At 61.3% G+C, this 22,227-nt stretch carries 8 protein-coding genes; 4 read left to right on the forward strand and 4 right to left on the reverse strand.

What is annotated here, in order from left to right; translation table 11 throughout:
- From G473_RS28345 to pelA, 3 genes are all read right to left on the reverse strand, one after another.
- Nucleotides 1-7,610: MBG domain-containing protein (locus tag G473_RS28345; RefSeq protein WP_084438485.1), on the reverse strand; the 7,610-nt coding region annotated here is incomplete at its 3' end.
- A gap of 7 nt (nucleotides 7,611-7,617) precedes the next feature.
- Nucleotides 7,618-9,177 (reverse strand): ShlB/FhaC/HecB family hemolysin secretion/activation protein, encoded by a 1,560-nt coding sequence (locus G473_RS0122045; RefSeq protein ID WP_245580240.1) that lies wholly within the window; start codon nucleotides 9,175-9,177, stop codon nucleotides 7,618-7,620.
- A gap of 380 nt (nucleotides 9,178-9,557) precedes the next feature.
- A complete protein-coding gene (gene pelA / locus G473_RS0122050) occupies nucleotides 9,558-10,862 on the reverse strand; it encodes a pectate lyase (protein ID WP_035708577.1) in 1,305 nt (434 codons plus the stop codon).
- Between the two features lie 565 nt (nucleotides 10,863-11,427).
- Here pelA and G473_RS0122055 point away from each other — a divergent pair.
- The 3 genes from G473_RS0122055 to G473_RS0122065 all read left to right on the forward strand — a co-directional run bounded on the left by G473_RS0122055 (nucleotide 11,428) and on the right by G473_RS0122065 (nucleotide 18,209).
- Nucleotides 11,428-13,725: a hypothetical protein gene (locus tag G473_RS0122055; protein ID WP_210163377.1), complete on the forward strand. Its 2,298-nt coding sequence runs from the start codon at nucleotides 11,428-11,430 to the stop codon at nucleotides 13,723-13,725.
- 29 nt (nucleotides 13,726-13,754) lie between these two features.
- Nucleotides 13,755-15,218: an oligogalacturonate lyase family protein gene (locus tag G473_RS0122060; RefSeq protein ID WP_029014890.1), complete on the forward strand. Its 1,464-nt coding sequence runs from the start codon at nucleotides 13,755-13,757 to the stop codon at nucleotides 15,216-15,218.
- A gap of 270 nt (nucleotides 15,219-15,488) precedes the next feature.
- Nucleotides 15,489-18,209 carry a TonB-dependent receptor gene (locus G473_RS0122065; protein WP_029014891.1) on the forward strand — a complete coding sequence of 907 codons (2,721 nt, stop codon included), beginning with the start codon at nucleotides 15,489-15,491 and terminating at the stop codon, nucleotides 18,207-18,209.
- A 134-nt stretch (nucleotides 18,210-18,343) separates the two neighbouring features.
- On the opposite strand, the gene G473_RS0122070 is transcribed toward G473_RS0122065, so the two are convergent.
- The gene (locus G473_RS0122070) at nucleotides 18,344-19,720 is read right to left on the reverse strand and encodes a glycoside hydrolase family 28 protein (RefSeq protein WP_029014892.1); all 1,377 of its coding nucleotides are present in this window, start codon (nucleotides 19,718-19,720) and stop codon (nucleotides 18,344-18,346) included.
- Between the two features lie 223 nt (nucleotides 19,721-19,943).
- On the opposite strand from G473_RS0122070, the gene G473_RS0122075 reads away from it, so the two are divergent.
- Nucleotides 19,944-22,196: a glycoside hydrolase family 88 protein gene (locus tag G473_RS0122075; protein ID WP_035708579.1), complete on the forward strand. Its 2,253-nt coding sequence runs from the start codon at nucleotides 19,944-19,946 to the stop codon at nucleotides 22,194-22,196.
- Nucleotides 22,197-22,227: the final 31 nt, after the last annotated feature.

Here is a 22,227-nt window from a genome sequence, read left to right on the forward strand (position 1 = left end):
CCATTCACCAGGCCATTGCTGGTGAAGCCCGTCAGGCTGATCGAGTTGCCATAGGTCTTCGTCGCACCACTGGCCGTGATCGTCAGCGACGCTTGATTCACCACAAGCGTGCCGTCCGCATAGGTGATCGAGTAGTTCGACAGGCCTGTACCAGACGCGCCAGAACCGACAATGCTGTAGCTGCCAGCGTTGGCCAGCGTGCCGGAACCACCGGAAACCAAGCTGACGCCACTGACGCTATCGCCATTCACCAGACCCGAACTGGTAAAGCCCGTCAGGTTGATCGAATTGCCATAGGTCTTCGTCGCACCGCTGGCCGTGATCGTCAGAGCCGCCGGATTCACCACCAAGGTGCCATCCGCATAAGTGATCGAATAGTTCGACAGGCCCGTGCCAGACGCGCCAGAACCGACAATGGAATAGCTGCTCGCGTTGGCCAGCGTGCCGGAACCACCGGAAACCAAGCTGACGCCACTGACGCTATCGCCATTCACCAGACCCGAACTGGTGAAGCCCGTCAGGTTGATCGAATTGCCATAGGTCTTCGTCGCACCGCTGGCCGTGATCACCAGGGCCGCCGGGTCAACCACCAAGGTGCCGTCCGCATAGGTGATCGAATAGTTCGACAGGCCCGTGCCAGACGCGCCAGACGCCACGATGCTGTAACTGCCAGCATTGGCCAACGTGCCGGAACCACCAGAGGTCAGGCTGACACCGCTGACGCTATCGCCATTCACCAAGCCATTGCTGGTGAAGCCCGTCAGGTTGATCGAATTGCCATAGGTCTTCGTCGCACCACTGGCAGTGATTGTCAGAGCCGCTGGGTTTACCACCAACGTGCCATTGGCATAGGTGATTGAATAGTTTGAGAGACCCGTGCCAGACGCGCCGGAAGCACCGATCGTGTATGTGCCGACACTGGCTGTTGCGTCAGCCCCCCCGCTGGGCGTCAAGGTGACAGAGGCGATGGTGTCACCCGTCACCAAACCGGAGGCTGTATAGGCAGTAACGCTGGTGCTGTTGCCATAGGTCTTGGTCACACCGCTGGCCGTGATGGTCAGTGCGGCAGGCGTGATGGTCACATTACCGCTATAGGCGAACTGGTACAGACCACCGGAATAGCTGGCACCACTGCCGCCCATGGCGGCAACCCCAACCGAGGCATTGGCCGAGGCCGGTGCCCAGGTCAGCCCCACCGTGGAAATGCCGCTGGTGATGCTGTTGCCGTTCTGGTCAAACGCACTGATGATTGTGGTGGAGCTGGCCGACTGGCCATAGGTGGCCGTACCCGACCCGGTCAGGGTAATATAGGGCAACGCTTTCAGTATCGGGTAGGGATAACCCTGTACCCAGTCATTCGTGCTGAAGACAGATTGGACAATTGGGCCGTTGCTAAACCATTCAGCAGAGGAAAGTCCCGCGACCGTTCCGGAGACATTGCTGTTGCTGACGCTAACGGTCAGGCCGGACTTGGTGACATCCCAGAAACTGTCAACAACCGTGCCGGTCCCGGTGCCACCGCCCACCAGACCGGCCACACCTGTACCCGCCACCGCGCTGATGCTGTTGGCCGCATAGGTCGCAGAAATCAACCCGGTATTATAGCCCGCCAGACCAGCAACATAGGTAGCATTAGGTGCCGCGACGATGCTGGCCGTGCTGTAAGCATTCACAATGGTTCCACCGCCATTGTTACCAACCAGCCCACCGACAGCAGACGACTGAAGGTCGACAACAATAGAGCCGGTGGCATAGACGTTGGACAACGATCTGTAATTCAGACCAATCAACCCACCGACATTTGTTGCGGTCTGTCCAGTCCGCAGACTTGCATTGGCGGCACTGTTGAAAACGCGGCCGATGTTCATGCCAAGAAGGCCACCGACGGCACTATTGTCCGCCCCCAGATCTAGCGTACCGGAAGCAAAGACGTTATCCACCGTGCCCGCATTATTGCCGGCCAGCATACCAATATTCTGGTTGGAGCCGGCACTGGTGATGGAAACGTTGCTGAGGGTAAGACTGGAAACCGCACCAGTGGTCCCGATATAGGAAATCAGTCCCGCATTATTGTAGGCAGCATTGGCAATGGTCAGGCCGGAAATGGTGTGACCCCAGCCGTTCAGCACCCCATTAAAGAAGGCTGGAGAGTTGTTCGAGTTCAGCGGATTGAACCCGATCGGCACCCAACCTTTCGATGACCAGAGGCTGCCGGGCCGTGTCAGTTCGCTCATCGTGATGTCGGCGACGATCTGATACTGCGCCGCAGGGGCCAGATTGATCAACTGCAACTGGTGGGCATTGCTGATGGTGTTGGAATATTCCATCCGCAGCATGGGCCGCGTATAGCCGTTCACCATGTACCAGGTATTGGTCAGGTCGAACCCGCTATAGGTGGCCGTGGCATAGGCGGCGGCGCCGCTGACATCGGTGCCTATAAAATTGCCGGAACCGCCGCCGAACCCATCCGTCTGGCCGCTGGTGCTGATGTCCCAGTAGACATTGGTGATGGTACCGGCAGCATTTTCGCCGACAACGGCCCCCACCAGTCCCGCCCCGGCACCAGCCGTCACCACCCCACTGGCAAAGGCGGTGGTGATCCGACCGGGATTATAACCGACAAGCCCGCCGACAGCCGTGGCACCGGCCCCCGCCGTAACACCGGCAGTGGCATAAGCGACGCTGATGGTGCCGCTATTGGCACCCACCAGTCCGCCGACATATTGCGCGGCACTGGTCGCACTCAAGGTACCCGTGGCATAGGCGCTGAGGATGGTGCCGGCATTGGTCGCGGCCAGCAGGGCGACATTGCCACCACCGCCCACCACCGTGCCCTCATAAATGCCGACACTGGTCAGCACACCAGCACTGCCCACCGAGGCGAACAAGGCGACATTGCTGATACCGGCATTGTTGATATAGAGGTTGTTGATGGCGTGGCCCTGGCCATCCAGCCTACCGGTGAAGCTGTCCGGCGTGGCGTTGCTACCGCTGCCGCTGAAACCGATCGGCAGGAAGCCCGTGGCCGTGTTCCACACGCCCGATGCGCGGCGCACCTCCCCCATGTCAATATCACGGGACAGAGTATAGCTGGCGGACAGGTTCAGGTTCACCAGTTGCAACTGGTGGGCATTACCGATGGTCGTGCTGTATTCGCTGCGCAGAATGGGGCGCGTATAGCCTTCGACCAGATACCAACTATTGGTGAAATCAAAACTGTTATAGGTCGCGGAGCTGAAGGCAGCGGTTCCGCTGAACCCGACAATGGCTGTGAAAGCGGCGCTTTCTCCACCAAAGCCGACGGTCTGACCCGAGGTGGAGCGGTCCCAGTATGCGGTGGCAATGAAGCTGCTGTTGAACCCGGCAAACCCGGCGACTCTGCTGGAGCCGGTCCCCGACGCCACGCTGCCGACGGCATAGGCATTGGTTATGGTACCGGCATTGGTGCCGACAAACCCGGCGACATTCGTGCCCGTGCCACTGACCGACACCCCACCCAGCGCATAAGCGTGGATGACCGTGCCGGCATTGTAGCCGACCAGCCCACCGACATCCTGTGCCCCATTGCCGGCCTGCACGGATGCACTGGCATAGGAATTGGTTACCGTTCCACCATTGCGGCCCAGCAGACCACCGATTTGCATCGCCGCAGAACCGACACTGATGGAGCCGATGGCGTATGATGTGCTGACGGCGCCGCTGTTGGTGCCCGCCAGACCGGCAACCTGTACTGCATTGTTACCCGCCTGCACCGTCCCATTGGCATCGCTGCTAATGATGGTGCCTTGGTTGGTACCAGCAAGGCCAGCAACCGCAGTTGCATTATCGCCAACCAGGATGCGGGCCAGCACGGTGCTGCCAGAGATAGTCCCGGCGTTCTGACCGACCAAACCACCAACTGCAAGTACGCTGTTGCCGCCCCAAAGGCTGCCTACCGCCCCGCTGCTCAGGACCTGGCCCGTCGCGCTGTTCTGCCCCAGCAACAAGCCGGCAAAGCTCAGTCCATTGCTGGCGTTGACGGTGGCAGTCACCGAACTGGCGCTGATCGTGCCGCTATTGGAACCGATCAGGCCGCCGACATAACTGACACTGCTGCCCAGGGCAGTAACGGTGCCGCTGGCCGTCACGCCGCTGACAGTACCCTCGTTCACCCCGGCCAGCAGACCGAGATTATTCCCACCACCGGTAACCGATGCCCCGGTCAGGGCGAGGTTGGAAACCGATCCTGTGCTGGCGATGGTGCTGAACAGGCCCAGGCTGCCTGAGGCGGTCTGATTGATGGTCAGGCCGCTGACGGTATATCCATTACCATTCAGCGAACCGGACAGGCTGATAGGTACAAAACCAGTGGCCGTGTTCCACAGGCCCGAGGCACTGGCCAGTTCCGCCATGGTGATGTTCGCACCAAGGACGTAGGTGCCCGACGGGTTGATGGCGACGGCCTGCAACTGGGGGGCATTGACAATGGTGGTCCAATTCTGCGCCCGCAGGATGGGACGGGTTGCACCTTCGATCTGATACCAGATGGACGAAAAATCGAAATTGCTGTAGGTGGCAGAGGCAAAGGCCGCTGTACCGCTGAACCCGATCGCAGAGAAGCTGCCGCCAGTACTGGTGCCAAAGGCGCTCAACTGGCCAGAGCTGCTGGTATCCCAATAGGCATTGAGCACCGTGCTGCTGGCCATGAGGCCGAGCAGGCCGCCCACCGTAACGCCAGTGGCCGCCGTAACCGGGCTGCTGGACCAAACATTGGCAACCGTGGCTATAACCGTGCCACTGGTGGCGACTTGCCCGATCAGGCCGCCAACATTGGTGGAAAGGGTGCCGACCGTCACACTGCCGGTTGAATAGGCCCCGGTGACGATGCTGCCAAAGACACGGCCGACCAGCCCGCCGACATTCTGGGCAACAGAGCCCCCAATAACCGGCCCGGTGGCAAAGCTGCCCAGCACAGACGATGAGGTCAGGTTAAAGGCCTCTGCCGATCCAACCAGCCCGCCGACATAGGTGGCGGAACGACCAACCGACACGGTGCCAGAGGCAAAGCTGGCGCTGACAACGCCATTCTGCATATGCCCGGCAAGCCCGCCGACATATTGCGCGGAGGCATTGACCGCTGCCGCATTGCCCGCCGTGACATTGCCGGTGGCATAGCTATTAAATATCCGGGCGCTGGTCGCACCGGATGTGGTCTGGGAATTAACGCCAACCAAGCCACCAACATACTGGTTGCCGGTGCCACCAAGGGTGATATTACCCGTCGCATAAGAGTTGGTGATAAGACCTGAACTGCTGCCGACCAGACCGCCAATGCGGGTTGACGAATTCTGAAGCCCGATATTGACCGCTGCATAGGCGTTGGCGATCGTGCCGTTAAGATTGATCCCGACCAGACCGCCAATATACTGCGTCAAACTGGCGGTGCTGGTGGTGGCCGTGATCGTACCGGTGGCGTAGGAATTGAGTACGGTCAGTACATTGCCGTCGCCCGCCACCCCGCCGACGCGCACATTCGATATGCCAAGGACGAAGCTGATATTGGCGTAACTGTCGCTGATATAGGAATTGGCTGTGGCCTGCCCGGCCAGGCCACCCATGGCTGATATGCCGGAGCCATTTGCCGATGTGATCGTGGCGTTGCTGTTAAGGATGGTGCCGCCATTCAGCGCGCCCACCAGCCCCCCCAGGCCCGTCAGGCGGGAGCCCGATATGGTGCCATTGACAGAGCTGTTGAAAACGGTGCCGGACATCCGCCCGGACAGGAAACCCCAGGCCGTCGTGGCCGATGTCGGTACGCCGCCACTGATGGTGGCACCGGTCAGCACCAGATTGGCCAGCGACCCGGTACTGCCGACGGAACTGAACAACCCGATGTTGGACCAGCCGGCCTGGCTCAGGGTCAGCCCGCTGATTGTGTGGCCCAGCCCGTCCAGCGTGCCCCCAAAGGCAAATGTCGGCGTAGCGTTGGCAGCGGTGCTGTTAAACCCGATGGGCGTCCAGGCGCCGCTCAGCGTCAGGTTGCTGGCCAGGGCATAGGAACCCGTGGCACTGATGGCTGCCAAGTCCGCCGACGATGTGATCATCGTATAGGCGGTGCCATTGATATTCAGGCCCGTCGTCAGATCCACCGGGGCATTGGCGGCAAAACGCCCGCCGGTACCACCATTATTGGTGACAACCGACAGGCTGCTGCCGGACATGGCCGCATTGACGGTAACGCCGCGATAGGCATCCAGCGTCAGGGAATTGGCCGAGGTCCAGCTTATCCCGGAATTGACGAAAATATCGCCGTTACCGCTGGCATTGGTGGTACCGCCCGCCCCCACGCCTGTATTGTTAACGGCAGTGTTCGTGGTTTGCAGCGTGACATTGCCCGATGCCAGGGCGGACTGGATAGCGGCGGCATAGGCACTGTTGACGGTAAGGTCAAACGGATCCAGCAGCCAAGTGCCGCTCTTGCCCTTCAGCGCACCGACATCGACCCGAACGCCATCGAACGCCAGTTCATGGCCAGACGTTTCAACAAAACCACCATCGCCCCAGAGAGACCCGCCACGCGCCAGCAGCACACCCTCAACCTGGGTATCGCGGCTGTTGACAATGACCGTCCCGCCCTTGCCCCCTTCGGTGGCCGACGCATCAATACGGCTATTGGCATCCATGGTGACGGATGCCGTCTGGGCATCGCCCACCAGCACCGTACCACCGCCGGCGCTGCCACTGGCGGTCAGCGTGGCACCCTGCAGGGTGATGGGGCCGCTCCCCTCCAGCACCAGCTTGCCGCCCTTGCTGGAAAGGGTAGTCGCCTCCATTACGCCGGTCGCCTTGATCACACCGGCATTGACGCGGTTCAAGGCCTGGGCGGTCAGATAAATGGCGCCGCCCGTCGATTGGATGATGCCACCCGCCTCAATCTCCGCACGCAGCAGCGACGCCTCAACCTTCAGCGGTGCGCCACCGTCCGGCGTCAGGACCACCGTCTCACCGGCGGCCAGGATGACGGACCCCAGTTCCGCCCGGATCAGGCCAAGGTTGGTGATCTGCGATGCCAGCAGCACCACAGCCCCACCACGAGCCTTCAGGCTGCCTTCATTGATGATGGCGCCATCCGACGAACCGCGCTGGAAGACCAGCCGCCCATTTTCGAAATCCTCGTTCGCAATATCCAGGGTGGAGGCGACGAGGCCGCCTACATCCACGCTCGCCCCACCGCCGAACACGACCCCGTTGGGATTGACCAGGATCACCGTACCGGGCGCCGTGATCGTGCCGTTGATCATCGACTGACCGGCGCCGCGTACCCGGTTCAGCGTCATGGATTGTGCATCGGGCTGCTGGAAATGCACATAGGCGCCAGAGCCGACATTGAAATCTTGCCAACTGATGATGGCTTTGCCGGTGGTCTGATTGACATTCATCACCGTGCCGGCACTGGTGATGCTGGCGATACCCGACTGTACCTGCCCTCCCGTCGGCAGCGCATCGGGCGTGGCGGAACCGGCAAGGGACGGCAATGTCAGCGCCTGCGCCACCGAGAGCATGGCCGTGCAGAGCAATAAACGGGACCGGACGATGGCGCGCGTGCGGGGGGCCGTGCTGGTATTCATCATCCGCTCCTTAAACCGTCAGAACCAGCTGGACCCAGGCCTGCAGCCTGCGTCGCCGGTTTTCCATATCCGCAGGGGTCGGACGGTGACTGGTATCATTGCCAACATGGTGGGAAACCGATAAGCGCGCCTGAAGATTGCTGAGGGGTGTCCACAGCGCTTCCGCGCCGACACCTTGCAACACATATTGATTATGGGGCGAGGAAAGGTCCTGCCAACCGTTCCAGGTACGTTTATGCTGCTCAATCACGCCGGCATCCCAATACAGGGACAGGCGTAAATCTTCCCGGACGCGGTGACCGACCTCAACATTCAGCATCGCGCCCTGGTCGCCATTGCCGACGCTGACAGGATAAGCCCGGATGCCGTTAGGTCCACCAAGGGTGAATTGCTCAGCACTGTTCAGATTGTTGGTGGATGCCTGTGCGGACAGGGTAATGCGCCCATCACCATTGGCCCAAAGATTTTGCGCACGGGCGACACTGACATTGAGCTTGCCGTAATAGCCCTGGGTATCCGCCGTGACCTTATCAAAAAGTTTGTTGGTGCGGTTGCCGGACAGATCGACAAAGCCAGCCTTCACCTGCCCATCCAGAACAAAGGCACCACCGCCCATCCAGGCGTCACCCATCCGGCGATGGGCGGCAAAGGTGAAAGCCGTCAGCCCATTATCAGCCGTCTCCAGGCCCGCCACCCGGTCATTGGTCCATTTATGCTCCGCCCCGAAGGCAAAATTCACCGGGTCAGCAGAATCCCGCAGGCCCAGCCAGCGCAGGTTCAACGCCACTGTCTGCGCATCGCCTTTCGGCCTCGTCACATTATATTTCTTATCAACCTCATAGCGCAGCGCGCCGGCCATGGCCTCCAGCCAATAATCGCCATCCAGCACCGGCGCCCCGGCGAGAACCTGCATATAGCGGGAGAACTGGGTAAGCTGCCCGGTCAGGGCCAACTGGTCACCGAAACCAAGGGTATTGGACACATTCATCATGCCCAAGGCCCGCGCCTCGCCGATTTCCCGGACGGAGCTGTTATCCAGCAGCAGGGTCGTGGTGACAGGCTTCGGCTCCAGCAATTTCAGGCGGACATCTGTCGTGCCCTCCTGCTCACCGGCATCAAGAACGCCCAGCGCCTGCATGCCGGGGATCAATGTCAGGTTGGACACGCCGGTCGCCACGGCGCTGGGGCGCAGCGGCTCCCCTTCCGGGTTCTGCGCATGGATGAAGGCCGCAGCCCGATCCGGATTCATGCGGGTTCTGCTGCTGGGATCGATCAGCACCCGGCCCATACGCCCTTCCAGCACCTGGATGGTGACGATGCCATTCTCCAGTGTCTGGTTGGGCAGGATGGCCCGCGCCAGAAAGTCCCGCTTGCTGTAATAGCTGGCGATCTTTGCCGCCGCTTCCCGCAGGTCACCCAGCGTGCAGTCGCGCCCGACATAGGACGACAGTTGCGCCTGAAGCTCCTGCTCGGGGATGAGGGTGGAAAGAATACGGAAGCCGGTGACGCGCACCGTCTCCCCCTCCTTCAGGAAGCCGCCCTCCTGCGGCGTGGGCGCAATCTCAGGCAAGGAGGGCGCCCGTGGCTCGCTTTTCGGTATGTTGCGTTCAACATCACGCAGAATCTGGCCGGCATCCTGGGCGCTGACGCGGCCGGAGACACCCAAAAGGAGAGCTGCTGCGACCAAACCCGGAACGCGGAGATGTTGCACTCGAGCACCTGAGCAAATATTTAATTTCGCAGGACTATAATTCAGCAGGCGTGCCCGTATCAACATAAAGTGGCAACCCCTCCCCTCATGAGGGGTACACAAAAGAAACATCTCTGCGGAACGCTCAAACGCAACGCCGCTTTTCTGCCAAAAAAAGAAAAACCGCCGGTTCCTTTCTGGAACCAGCGGCATCCTTTGGATAGGGCAAGAGGGGCGGGACGCCAAGTCCAGGACCGGCGTCAGGGATGGGCCTTTGTCCACTGGGCAAAGGCATCCAGCGCCTTTTGCGGGCTGGCAATCCACCAGGAATAGCCGTTGCGACGCCCGATGGAGATGCCGTTGACATCGTCATGGATGGTCTGGTCCTTGTCGCCGAAGATCGGCTGGCCGGTGACCAGATCATAATTGCGCGACCAGATCGGGCCGGCGCCCTTCTTGTCGATCAGCTTGCGGCCCTGATCGGTCTTCTCAAAAGATTTGTCATAGACGCGGGTTGCTTCCAGCCAGGCGATACCGCCGCGAATCGCCGCCTTTACCGCCGGCGAGGGATCAGCCTCCCCCATCAGGAAGATCAGGATATCGGTGGTTTCACCGCTGGCGATGGAGCGCGGCTCATAGTTGCGGGCGCTGGTGGGCACCAGACGCATCGGCTCCACCTGTTGCGGCCAGCCCAACAGCCGGTCACCCTGTCGGACCTGGGCCGCCAGGATCACATTAATCGCCTTTTTCGTGGCTTCCGCCGCGCGGCCTTCCAGTTCGGCCGGAACGAAAGCGAAGCCCTCCTTACCGCCGGCCACGTCGCGCAGCACCATGGCGGCCTGGGCAACAGCATTATCATTAAAGGTGATGGAATCGTGGAAACCACCTTCCAGCGGCCAGATTTGCGGCCAGCCGCCGTTGGGATATTGCGCGTTCAGCAGGTAATGCACACCCTTGATCACGCTGGCGCGCCACGCATCGCCCCTGGCGCCGGGCACCTGTGATGCAACCTTTGCCAGAAACCGCATCTCTGTCCAGGTCGCGTCATTGTCGAGCGTGCCGACAAAGGTCCAGAACCGGTCAGCCGGCGCGTCGAAATTGGCCGGGTTCTGCTCCATCGTCTCCGCATCGTTGGAGAAGCGCTGGCCCGGCAGGCGGGCAATACGGCGATCCTGGTTCTTGCTCCAGCCACCCGCCGGGGTCTGGAAGGACACAATGGCGTCGGCAATCGACCAGGCTTCCTGCGTCGCGTACCAGGCAGCCGGACGATCCAGCGGCATATTATATTGACCGCCACCGACAGCCTGCGGCGGGGGTGGCGGCGTGGCGCCGGCGGGTAGTTCAGCAGCCAGGGCGTCACGGTCGGCCTGCCGCTGCTTCTGGGAGCGGGCCAGATAGTCTGCCCAGGCCCCCCGTTCCGCATCCGGAAGGGCACCAATTCGATCCGCCGTCAGTCCGACGGCCGGCGTGTTGAGGGCAATGACCTTGGCATTGACGGCACCGCCCGCGCAGACAGCCGCTAGGATGCCAAGCGTCACCAGGGGCGTGGCAAGAAAGGATTTCATGTGCGTTTCCTCAGCTTCATAGCTTTTCACTATTTGGACTTAGTTTTTGCATGTTGGAATTTCATGCAACGCCCGGGCGGGTGGCACGATCGTTGACATGAATTTTCCCATTTTGTAATTTTCATTCTCATATTATAGAAAGACACCGGTTACCATACATAAAGGCAGCCGGAAGGGACGAGTCATTAATTTAACTTCCTGGGAGCATGCAGAGGCTCCTGCCGAACGACGGGCGCCCTGTTTTCAGGTCCGCAAATTTTGAATCCGGCACTCCAGACGCCTGCACCCGTTCACCGTACCAACCTGAGGCACGCCGATCTTAAGCCACCAGGGCAGGCCTTGTACTTCCGATCATCCCAATGCGCTGGGCATGACATTCTGATTTCAACCCGCCGAACGCCACACCAAGACGGCACGGCCCAGAGGAAACCCCCGAGGATCAGATGAATATCGATAAAGGCAGCGCGCCGCCTTCAAGGCCTGTTCCCTCCGCCAGGGCGTTACCGCCCCTCGCCAGAACTTGCCAGGGTTGGAAAGGCGCCGCGCCGGGCGGCCGGGTGGCCTTATGATGCGCCCCAAAGCCGCCCTTCTCGCCTTTATGCTGCTGGGGGCGCCGGGCGTCGCAACCAGTATCGGCGCCACCACTCCCGCCCCGGCGACAGCCCCTGCCGCCGCCGCACCCATTGACCGACAGGCCCTGGTCACGCGCCATAATGTGACGCTGACGGCCATCGACCGGCACGCGCCAGTGATGCTGGGCAATGGTGATATCGGCTTCACCGCCGACATTACCGGCCTGCAGACATTCCCGGAGCAATATTCCGAACTGGCCCCGCTGCTGACCATGGCGCAATGGGCCTGGCACAGTTTCCCCAACCCGGAAAACTATACCGAGGCCAGTGGCCTGATCCCGGTGGACGTCCCGGGCCGTGGGCAGCGGCCCTATGCCTGGATGAAATCCTGGGCAGATGCGGAAACCAACCCCGCCTATACGTGGCTGCGGGCCAATCCACACCGTTTCTCCCTGGGTCGCATTGGCCTGACCACCGGCGATGGCCAGCCGCTGGACTTCGCCAAAGTCACCTCCCCCACCCAGATTCTGGACCTGTGGACAGGGACCCTGACCAGCCGCTTCACCTATGACGGGCAGCCGGTCGAGGTGGTGACGCGCGTGCATCCCACGCTGGACGCCATCGCTGTGGATATCCGCTCCCCCCTGGTCAGTGCAGGCAAACTGGCGGCCCTTGTCCGCTATCCGGGCGTGAAGCCTTCGATCAACCCTGACCCGTCGGACTGGACCAACCGGGGCAAAACCGTCCGGCAGGCCCAGACGTCGGGCGCTGTGACGCTGAAGCGCACCATCGACGAAACCGTCTATTATTCCCGTATCGCCGGCAGCCATATTGAGGCGCGGGGTGAGGATGATTTCCTTGTCCGTACCAAGCAGGGCACCAAAAAAGCCGACCGGCTGAGCTTCACGGTGGATTATGCGCAGCAACCGGTAGATGGCGCACTGCCTGCCACGGATCAGACGGCCCAGGCCGTGGCCGGTCACTGGCAGCGCTTCTGGACCCGCGGCGGTGCTGTCGATTTCTCAGGTTCCACCGATCCGCGCGCGGCGGAACTGGAACGGCGCGTGGTGCTGTCACAGTACCTGTCGGCGGTAAACGGTGCCGGCGAACTGCCACCGCAGGAAGAGGGGCTGTTCTCCAACAGTTGGTTCGGCAAATTCCATCTGGAGATGCACCCCTGGCATGCCGCCTGGCAGGCCCTGTGGGGCCATGCCGACCTGCTGGAGCGCAGCCTGCCCTGGTATCTGGGCAATCTCGACAATGCCCGCGCCGAGGCAGCGCGCCATGGCGTCAAAGGCGCCTGGTGGCCAAAGATGACGGGGCCGGAAGGGCGCAACAGCCCCAGCCTGGTCTCCCCCTTCATCATGTGGCAGCAGCCGCATCCGATCCTGCTGGCTGAACTGGTCTGGCGCGCCGACCAGCGCCACACCGTGCTGGACCGGTATGGGGAGCTGGTGGAGGCGACCGCCGATCTGCTGGCCTCCTGGCCGCTTGATCGCAATGGGCGGATGGATCTCGGCCCCCCGCTGATCCCGGCGCAGGAAAATTACGATCCGCTGACCACCATGAACCCGACCTTCGAGGTCGAGTATTTCCGCTGGGCCCTGTCTACCGCGCAAGCCTGGCGGGAGCGGCGCGGCCTGGCACGCAATGTTGATTGGGATCGGGCCCTGGCCCGCATCGCCCCCCCGGCGGTGAAGGATGGTCTCTATCTGCCGACAGAAACGACGCCGGATTTCTGGACAATCGCCATGTCCGACGCCTGCCGCAAACATGCGTCGCAGCCCCAGTGCAAGAACCGCGACCATCCGTCCTTCCTCATGGCCTATGGCTTCATCAGCGGTGCCCGGATTGACCGGGACACCATGCGCCGCACCTTTGAGGCGGTGGAGGCGAGTTGGGATATCCGCCAGACCTGGGGCTGGGATTTCCCCATGATGGCCATGACGGCCGCCCGCCTGGGCGCGCCGGAAAAGGCCGTGGACTGGCTGTTTGCCGACCTGAAGAATAATCAATGGGGGCCGACCGGCATGACACCGCGCGTCCATCTGGACGAACATGCGGATGAGTTGGTGCCTGTCTCCGCCGGTGCCGGCGGGGTGGCGATGGCCGTCAACCCGGATGGTGCCGGCTATCGCCGCGCGGCGGAGACCTACTTCCCATCCAACGGTGCCCTGCTATGGGCCGTGGGCCTGATGGCGGGGGGCTGGGAAGGCTCCACCGGCCATGCACCAGGATTCCCCAAGGATGGCTGGACCGTCCGCGTCGAGGGCCTGAAGCCCGCCCCCTGAACGGCAATAAACAAACAGAGGAACGCCCGATGACAACCACCCGCCGCACCGCGCTGAAGGCCCTGCTGGCCGCGCCCGCCGCCGCCGGACTTGGCGTCAGCACCGCCAATGCGACGACATGCCAATATGTGCCGTCCGCCACGCCCCTGCCCCCGCCCGGTCAGGTGCCACCCTGGCCCGCGCCCAATACCGCCCCCCCTTCCACACAAGAGGTAGCACCGCCGCCCCGCCCCCACTGGGATGGGCCGGTCCCGACCGAATGGGTTGATGCAAAGACCGGCCACCGTGTCCGACGGATCACGACGGAGGGAGGTGGCAAACCCTATTTCTACAAGAACATGTTCCTGCCCGGCCGCAACGGCCGCCCCGACCGCATGGTCATTACCACGCCCGCCGGCATCACCCTGGTCGATCTGAAAAGCTGGGTCCATGAGGTGCTGGTACCGGGCCGCGACGCCGACCTGATGTTCACCGGCCGCCTGGGCCGCAATGTCTATTATTCGGTCACAGAAGTATCAGAAGCCCAGTTGATGGACCGGGCCAAGACCTTGTTTTCCATTGATGCCGACACGCGGGAAGTACGCCGCATCGGCACGATTCCCAACGGCAATGTCAATTCAGTGAATGCCGATGAAACCCTTCTGCTGGGCTTCGTCGCCTATGATTCCAAGCCGCTGCAACCGACCGTCACCGATCCCCGCAACCGTCGCTTCGATCAGGCGGAATATGCTGCCAACGGGCCGGACGGCAAACCGCTGAACTTCGCGCGCGCCAAAGGGGTGCGGATGCTGCAGCGCTGGGCCGCCCGCCATCCGATGGAGATCTTCGTCATCGATCTCGCGACAGGTGAACGGCGCGTCATTCACAAGACCAATGAATGGATCGGCCACACCCAATTCTCCCCCACCGATCCGCAGCGCCTGATCTTCTGTCACGAAGGACCGTGGCATCGCGTAGATCGGATGTGGACGATGAGGGCCGACGGGTCCGACCTGCGCAAGACCCACCAGCGGACCATGAATTTCGAGATCTTCGGCCATGAATGGTTCAGCCCGGACGGAAAACAGGTCCATTACGACCTGCAGACCCCGCGCGGGCAGGTTTTCTGGGTTGCCTCGGTCGATCTGGAAACCGGCAAGCGCATTTATCGCCGGGTGGAGCAGAATGACTGGTCGGTTCACTTCAATGCATCGCCGGATGGGAAACTGTTCGCCGGCGATGGCGGCGATGGGGACATGGTCGCGCATGCGCCCGACGGGAAATGGATCGTTCTGCTGCGCCCGGAGCCCATCGTCGATGAAGATCCGTCCAGCGACAAGGAAGACCAGATTTCCGTGGAGTATCTGCGGTCGGAGCGATTGGTGGACCTGTCCAACCATGATTACCGGCTGGAGCCGAACCTGACATTCACCCCCGACGGAAAATGGATTGTATTTGTATCTAATATGCACGGACCCAACCATATTTACGCTGTCGAGGTCGCACGTGCTTGATTTCTAAACGGTTTGGATAAAACTGGCCCAATGCCCTATGGCGTCACACATGACGCCATAGGGCATTGTTTTATAATGATAATTAAAATTTTATTCTTAAAAACGATTTCAAGCACGAGAACCTATTGCAATATACGGTATTCTGTCGCATCATATGACACAGCACATATGTCTTCCATATGTGACAACTAAAATAAAAAGCATCTCAAGAAGTAAGAATCGCTCAAGAAATGACACCGGTGTCAGGTCACCGGGGTGGGGAGGTAACCAATGTTACGCGTTAATGCCCGGACTCTGTCCGCGATCAGCCTTGCGCTCGCCGCGCTGGGCTGGAGCGCTTCAGCCGCTGCCCAATCGACACCAGCCGCCACTGCTGAGCGGACTGACGCGGTCGAACTTGAAGAGATCATTGTCACCGGTTTCCGCTCCAGCCTTCAGCAGGCGCTGGGCATCAAGCGGAACGAGGCGGGCGCGGTGGATGCCATCCTGGCCGAGGATATCGCTGATTTCCCTGACCAGAATCTGGCGGAAGCCATCCAGCGCCTGCCGGGCGTGACCATCGACCGCGTGAACGGTCAGGGCACGACCATCTCGGTGCGCGGTCTCGGCTCCGACTTTACCCGCACCCGCATCAATGGCCTGGAAGCCCAGGCCTCTGCGGGCGGCAGCCGTAATCGCAGTTTCGATTTCTCGATGTTCGCATCGGAACTGTTCAACGCCATCCGGGTCCGCAAGACCCAGTCGGCGGAGATCGAAGAAGGCTCGCTGGGGGCGACCGTCGATCTCCAGACCGGCCGCCCACTGGATTTCCGCCGCTCCGGTTTCAATGCCGCGGTGTCGGGTCAGGCCTCCTATAACGACCTGTCGGAAAAGACCATTCCCCGCACAGCCGGCTTGGTGAGCTGGTCGAATGAAGACAAGACCTATGGCGCCCTGCTGTCGGTCGCCTATTCGGAGCGCTCACCGACTCTCGGCAGCTTCAACACCACCCGCTGGCAGTCTGGCAACCCGGCACAGGCCTATGGGACCGGCCAGAATTTCCGGAACTGCATCCCCTGCACCACGCCCGCCCAGCGCACAGAGGTGCTGAACGCCTTCTACCCGCGCATCCCGCGCTACACGCTTGGGCAAACGTCCGAAGACCGCCTGGGCATGACCGGCGCGCTGCAATGGCAGCCGAGTGACACCACGGAAGTGACGCTCGACCTGCTCTGGTCGCGGTTCAATTCCGAGACTGAAAGCCCGAACATTGAGGCCTGGTCCTTCAGCCGCGCCGCTGTGAATAATGTCGTGCTGCGCGAGTATGAGATCGATCCGACGAAGAACACCCTGTCCTATGGCGTGTTCGACAATATGCTCGTACGGGCGGAAAACGGCTTCACCCGGAACGAGAGCAACTTCTATCAGGCCTCAGTCAATGCCAAGCATAGTTTCTCTGATCAACTCCATGGCAATCTGAAGCTTGGTATCAACCGGTCGGAAGCGCGCACGCCGCTGAACGTTGCGTATGCGTTCGAGGCCAGCGGGATCAACGGTTACACTTTCGACTTCCGCGACAATGATCGCCAGCCGCTGATCAATTATGGTTTCGACGTCACGTCGGGCCAGCGCTTCACCCTGGTCAATGCCACACGCAGCAATGGCGGCGGTAATTTCGAGAACAGGGTGGCAGCGGGCTCGCTGGCCTATGACTGGTCGCCGTCTCTGACATTCAAGGTCGGCGGTGAACACCGCACCTATGGGTTCGAGACCTTCGGTCTTGCGCGGGCGATCACCAATCCGACCGGGGCCGACCGCCTGACCGGCGTCGATTCCATCGGCCGGATCGTCGATATCGGCGGCTATGTCAACGCGCCGACGGGATCGAACCTGTCCTTCATCGTTCCCGACATCAAGAAGATCGCCAACTTCCTCAGCATCTACAACGACCCGCTTGTTCCGAACCGCAGCGAACGCGAGGTCGATGAGACGGACAATGGCGCCTATTTCCAGGCGGATTTCAACACCGACATTTCGGGCATGACGCTGCGCGGCAATGCCGGTATCCGCTACGCCCGGACGGATGTGACCGCAAAGGGGTGGCAGACGGTTTCGGCGGGCGGAACGACGAGCTATAATTACGTCACCACCGACAATAACTATGACGACATCCTGCCGTCGTTCAACCTGGCACTGGAGCCGACCGACGAGTTGGTTGTCCGTCTGGGCGCTGCGAAGGTCATGTCGCGTCCGACGCTGGGTGACCTGACGCCGGGCGGTAGCGTGGCCCCAACGACGCGCACCGTTGCCTATGGCAATCCCCTGCTCGACCCGTTCCGCGCCACCAATTACGATCTGTCCGTCGAATGGTACTTCCAGGATGAAGGCCTGCTGGCCGCAGCCTTCTTCTATAAGGACATTGACAGCTTCATCACCTCGGTCACGGAGGGGATCGTCTGGAACAGGCTGGGCCTGCCGGACGAGTTGCTTCAGGGTGCGGCCCAGCCGACGGACGTGTTCCAGGTCACCCGCCGGCTCAACGGCGCTGGCGGCCGGTTGCACGGTATCGAACTCCAGTATCAGCAGCCTTTCACCTTCTTGCCCGACTTCTGGTCTAATTTTGGTTTCATCGGCAACGTCACCTATGTCGATTCCGAAGTCAGCTATGGCACGGCCGGCAAGAACCGCCTGACGGGCCAGTCAAAATACACCGCCAATGCCACGCTTTATTACGAAGATGGCCCGTTCAAGGCCCGTATCTCGGCCGCACATCGCGGCAAATACCTGACCGCTTTCCCCGGTGCCAATGGCAACTCGGAAGCGGGCGTCAACAGCACGACCAATTTCGACGCCTCGATGTCCTATGACATTACGGACAGCCTGAGCGTCTCGATTGAGGCCATCAACCTGACCGACCAATATTCCGACAGCTATGTCGATATTCTGGATCGCGTTCAGGATTACCGTCACACCGGTCGCGAGATCGCGGTCGGCATGCGCTGGAAGTACTGATCCCTTTTTCTAAGGATCAGGCTCTTGTTTGCCCGGAGTGTTCGCACTCCGGGCTATTTCCGTTTGTTTTCAAAAAAGAAATAGCCCGACGCAGGGATACGCCGGGCCGTTCTCATGAGATAGCACCAGCGTGTTTACAGGCCCGTCACGCCGGTCGATGCCGTCACTTTGGGGCCTGTACCATCCAGGGTATCGATGTTACAGCCGATGAAGCGCCAGTTTTTCGCGTTGGCGATGGATCCTGCTTCGCGCACATCCCAGTTCAACCGTTCAAAGACGAAATCTTCCAGCGGCGCCTCGGGATAGGCGGCGGCCTCAAAGCCGATCTTGCCGCCAATGGCGCGGATATCGGACATCCGCACATCGCGGATACGCGGAATACCCTGCTCTCGCGGGACCGGCTTTGCCAGCGCCGACCAGTAATCCGGCGGGTTCTTGATCCCTTCCGGAATCCGGGCATAGGAATAGTTGGGATACCAGTTCAGATTGATCCGCATCAAGGTGGCGACATCCTGCAGATGGACATCATGGATGCGGATGTTTGAGATTGAGCCACCGCGCGTATGGCCCGACTTGAAGAAGATACCCAGCGGTACCGGATATTCGATCCGGATGCCTGAAACCTCGATATCCTGAAAACCGCCCGAGGTTTCAGACCCGAATGTCACGCCCGCCAGGGCATCGCGCACCACGCAATCCCGTATTTTCACTGCGCGGCAAGGCCTGGAAACCCGCAGCCCATCCCAGTCGCGCCCGGCCTTGATGCAGAGCGCATCATCATTGACCGACAGGTCGCACCGCTCAACCAGCACCCGTTCGGAAGAATCGATATCGACCCCATCGGTCGAAGGGCCACGCCCGCCAATATTGTTGCGGATGATCAGGTCGGAGACCTTCACATCCCGCGAATAGCAGACATGGACCGTCCAAAAACCCGACCGCATCAGGTTCAGGCCCGATATCTCCACCCGGTCTGCATCGTAGATATGGACCAGACGCGGACGCCGGCAATCATAATCGGCGGCCCATCGCAGATCCTTGGGGTCATAATCGCGGCGAAGGGCCCAGTAACTGTCCCAAAAAACCTTCCCATCGCCATCCACCGTCCCTTCGCCGGTGATGCGGGCATTATTCTGCTGATAGATGTTGAGAAGGCCGGCGGGCCATTCCATCTCAATCCCCGCCACGCGCGTGCGCACCATCGGGTAAGCGGCAAGGTCGGTCACGCCGCGCAGGATCGCTCCCCTTCCCACCTGCAATGTCACATTCGATCTCACGAAGATCGCGCCGGAACGATAAAGGCCGGGCTTCAGCACCACCGTGCCGCCGCCAGCGGCAGCCGCCGCATCAATGGCCGCCTGTAGGGCCCGCGTTTGGATCGCCTCCCCATCCGGCACCGCACCAAAATCGGCGGCATCGAACAGGCGTCCGGTTTCCTGGGCCCAAACAGGGGCAACAAGGGGCACAAAGGCGCTGAGGGCGCCAAGGCGCAGCAAGTTTCGGCGATGCATGAAGACGTCTCCCTGGGGGCGTGCCGATCTTGGATGACCGGAAACGCTTAATTCCCACATTCTGTTCTTTGATCTCATGATAGAGGACGATATACTCGAGTCAAGGCGCCACCCGGACGGAGCAGCAATTATATGCTCCGATTGACACCGGTTTCCAAGAAGACCGAGGTAGCCCGCCCCCAATGATTCAGGCGCGAGTTCAATCGCGTCGCTGGAGGAAACAATGTCCTGGCACACCCCCCACCGCGCTGCGCATCTGTCCCTGCGCCTGGCATTTGCCCTGTTGGCAACAACCGCTCTGGCAAGCCCGGCTTCCGCCCAGACACCAACACTGCCGCCCGGCGTGGAGCAGGCCTGGCTGGAGCCGACGCCGCGACCTGTCCTGAATGTCGACCCGGCTGTCCTGCCCTCCCGCGCGGAAACCATGGCCGCTGTGGAATATGTTGCGGCAAGCCAGATCAAGGCCATGGCGGGCGAGCCGATCGCGCTGTCGACCGGCAGCAATCTCAGCCAGATGTCCTCCAACTGGGTGGCGGCGACCTTCTATATCGGCGCGGCACGGCTTGCCCGGGTATCGGAAGATCCCGAGACGCTGCGCTTCCTGACCGCGGTTGCCGAACATTATAATTACAGTGTCCGCGGCGCCCGGTCAGGCCCGACCATGCTGAATGCCGACGACATTACGATCGGCGATCTTTATGAGGAGCTCTATGCAAGGCGTGGGCAGGAGGGGGTGCTGCTGCCCCTGCGCCAGCGGTTGGACTGGCAGGTACCGCATCTGAACCGCGCGACCGAGACGCCGCAACTGATCTGGTGGTGGGCTGATGCGCTTTATATGGCGCCGCCGGTATTCGCCCGGATGTCGGCCATTACCGGCGATCCCAAATATCTTGTCGCCGCCGACAAGGAATGGCGCCGCACGGCCGCCCGGCTGTGGGTGCCCGAGCAGCGCCTGTTCCTGCGTGACGAGCGGTTCAAGGATGACCGGCACCGCAACGCCAAGGGTGAGCATATCTACTGGTCGCGCGGCAATGGCTGGGTGATGGGCGGCTTGGCCCGGTGGCTGGAATCCATACCGGCCGATTTCGCCGGCCGCGCCTTCTATACCGATATCTTCCAGCAAATGGCGGGTCGGGTGATCGGGCTGCAGCGCGCCGACGGGCTCTGGCCCGCCAGCCTGCTGGACCCTGACGCCTTCCCGCAGGCAGAGACATCGGGATCGGTCTTCTATGTCTATGCGCTGGCCTGGGGGATCAACCATGGTCTGCTGGACCGGGCCACATATCTGCCGCATGTCACCCGTGGCTGGGCAGCCCTTAATCGCCACGTCCTGCCCAATGGCCTGATCGGTGCCACGCAGAAGACAGGCGACATGCCCGTCGCCACCGATCCGCGCGATGTCGGCCTCTATACGACGGGAACCTATATCCTGGCCGGGCTGGAGATTGCCGATCTGAACGGACCGGTGCAGTCCCTGCCCCAGCCGGAACCCAAACGGGATACGCCGGACATCATCGCCGCCACCACGCCAACCCCGCCGGCCCCCGTCACCGTCATCGGGCCGGAAGAAGTGCGACGCCGCGAGGCCGAGATGCGGGCCACGCGTGCCCTTTCCTATGATCCGGCACAGTTGAAGCGCCCCTCGACGATTGAACCGCTGACGCCGCCCCCAGCGGACCAGCAGGTGCCGCGCGCCGTGGTGCGCTTCGCCCCTGACCGGCTGGATGATCTGCTGTGGGAAAATGACCGTGTTGCCCACCGCATCTATGGTCCGGCACTGGAATCGCGGGAAGCCCCTTCCGGATCGGGCATTGATGCCTGGGCCAAGCGCGTGCGCTGGCCCTATATGGACCGGCAACTGAAATTCCCGAACTACCATATCGATCGGGGCGAGGGGCTGGATTATTACGATGTCGGCAGGGGACGCGGGGCCGGTGGGCTTGGCATCTGGTACGATAACAAGCTCTGGACCAGCCGCAACTTCTCCACCTACCGTATTGAGGAAACCGGCGGCAAGGAAGCCCGCTTCAGCGTTGATTACCGTCCCTGGCCGGTCGATGTGGCCCGCAAGGTGTGGGAGACGCGCAGCTTCAGCCTGCCGCTGGGGTCCAGCTTCACGCGCATGACCTCAACCTTGAGTTCGGATAAAGCGGAACCGCTCATCGTCGGCATCGGCATTTCCAAGCGCAAGAACGAGAATGGCACGGGCTTCGTGACCCGCGACCGTGAGAATGGCCGCCTGATGTTCTGGGAACCGGAAAACACTGAACATGGCGGCATGGGGATCGCCATCACGGTCGATCCGGCCCTTGTCGAGGGCTTCGCCGAGGATGCGGACAATTACCTGATCCTGGTGCGTGTCACACCCGACCGTCCTTTCACCTATTATATGGGCTCAGCCTGGGATCGCGGCCTGGACTTCAACAGCCGCGCCGCGTGGGAAGCCTTTGTCACCAAACAGAAGTTCGACTTCTAGGACCCTTAAAATGGGGGCGTCGAGGGAGGAC

It is taken from the genome of Niveispirillum irakense DSM 11586 (genome assembly GCF_000429645.1).
GTDB lineage: Bacteria > Pseudomonadota > Alphaproteobacteria > Azospirillales > Azospirillaceae > Niveispirillum > Niveispirillum irakense.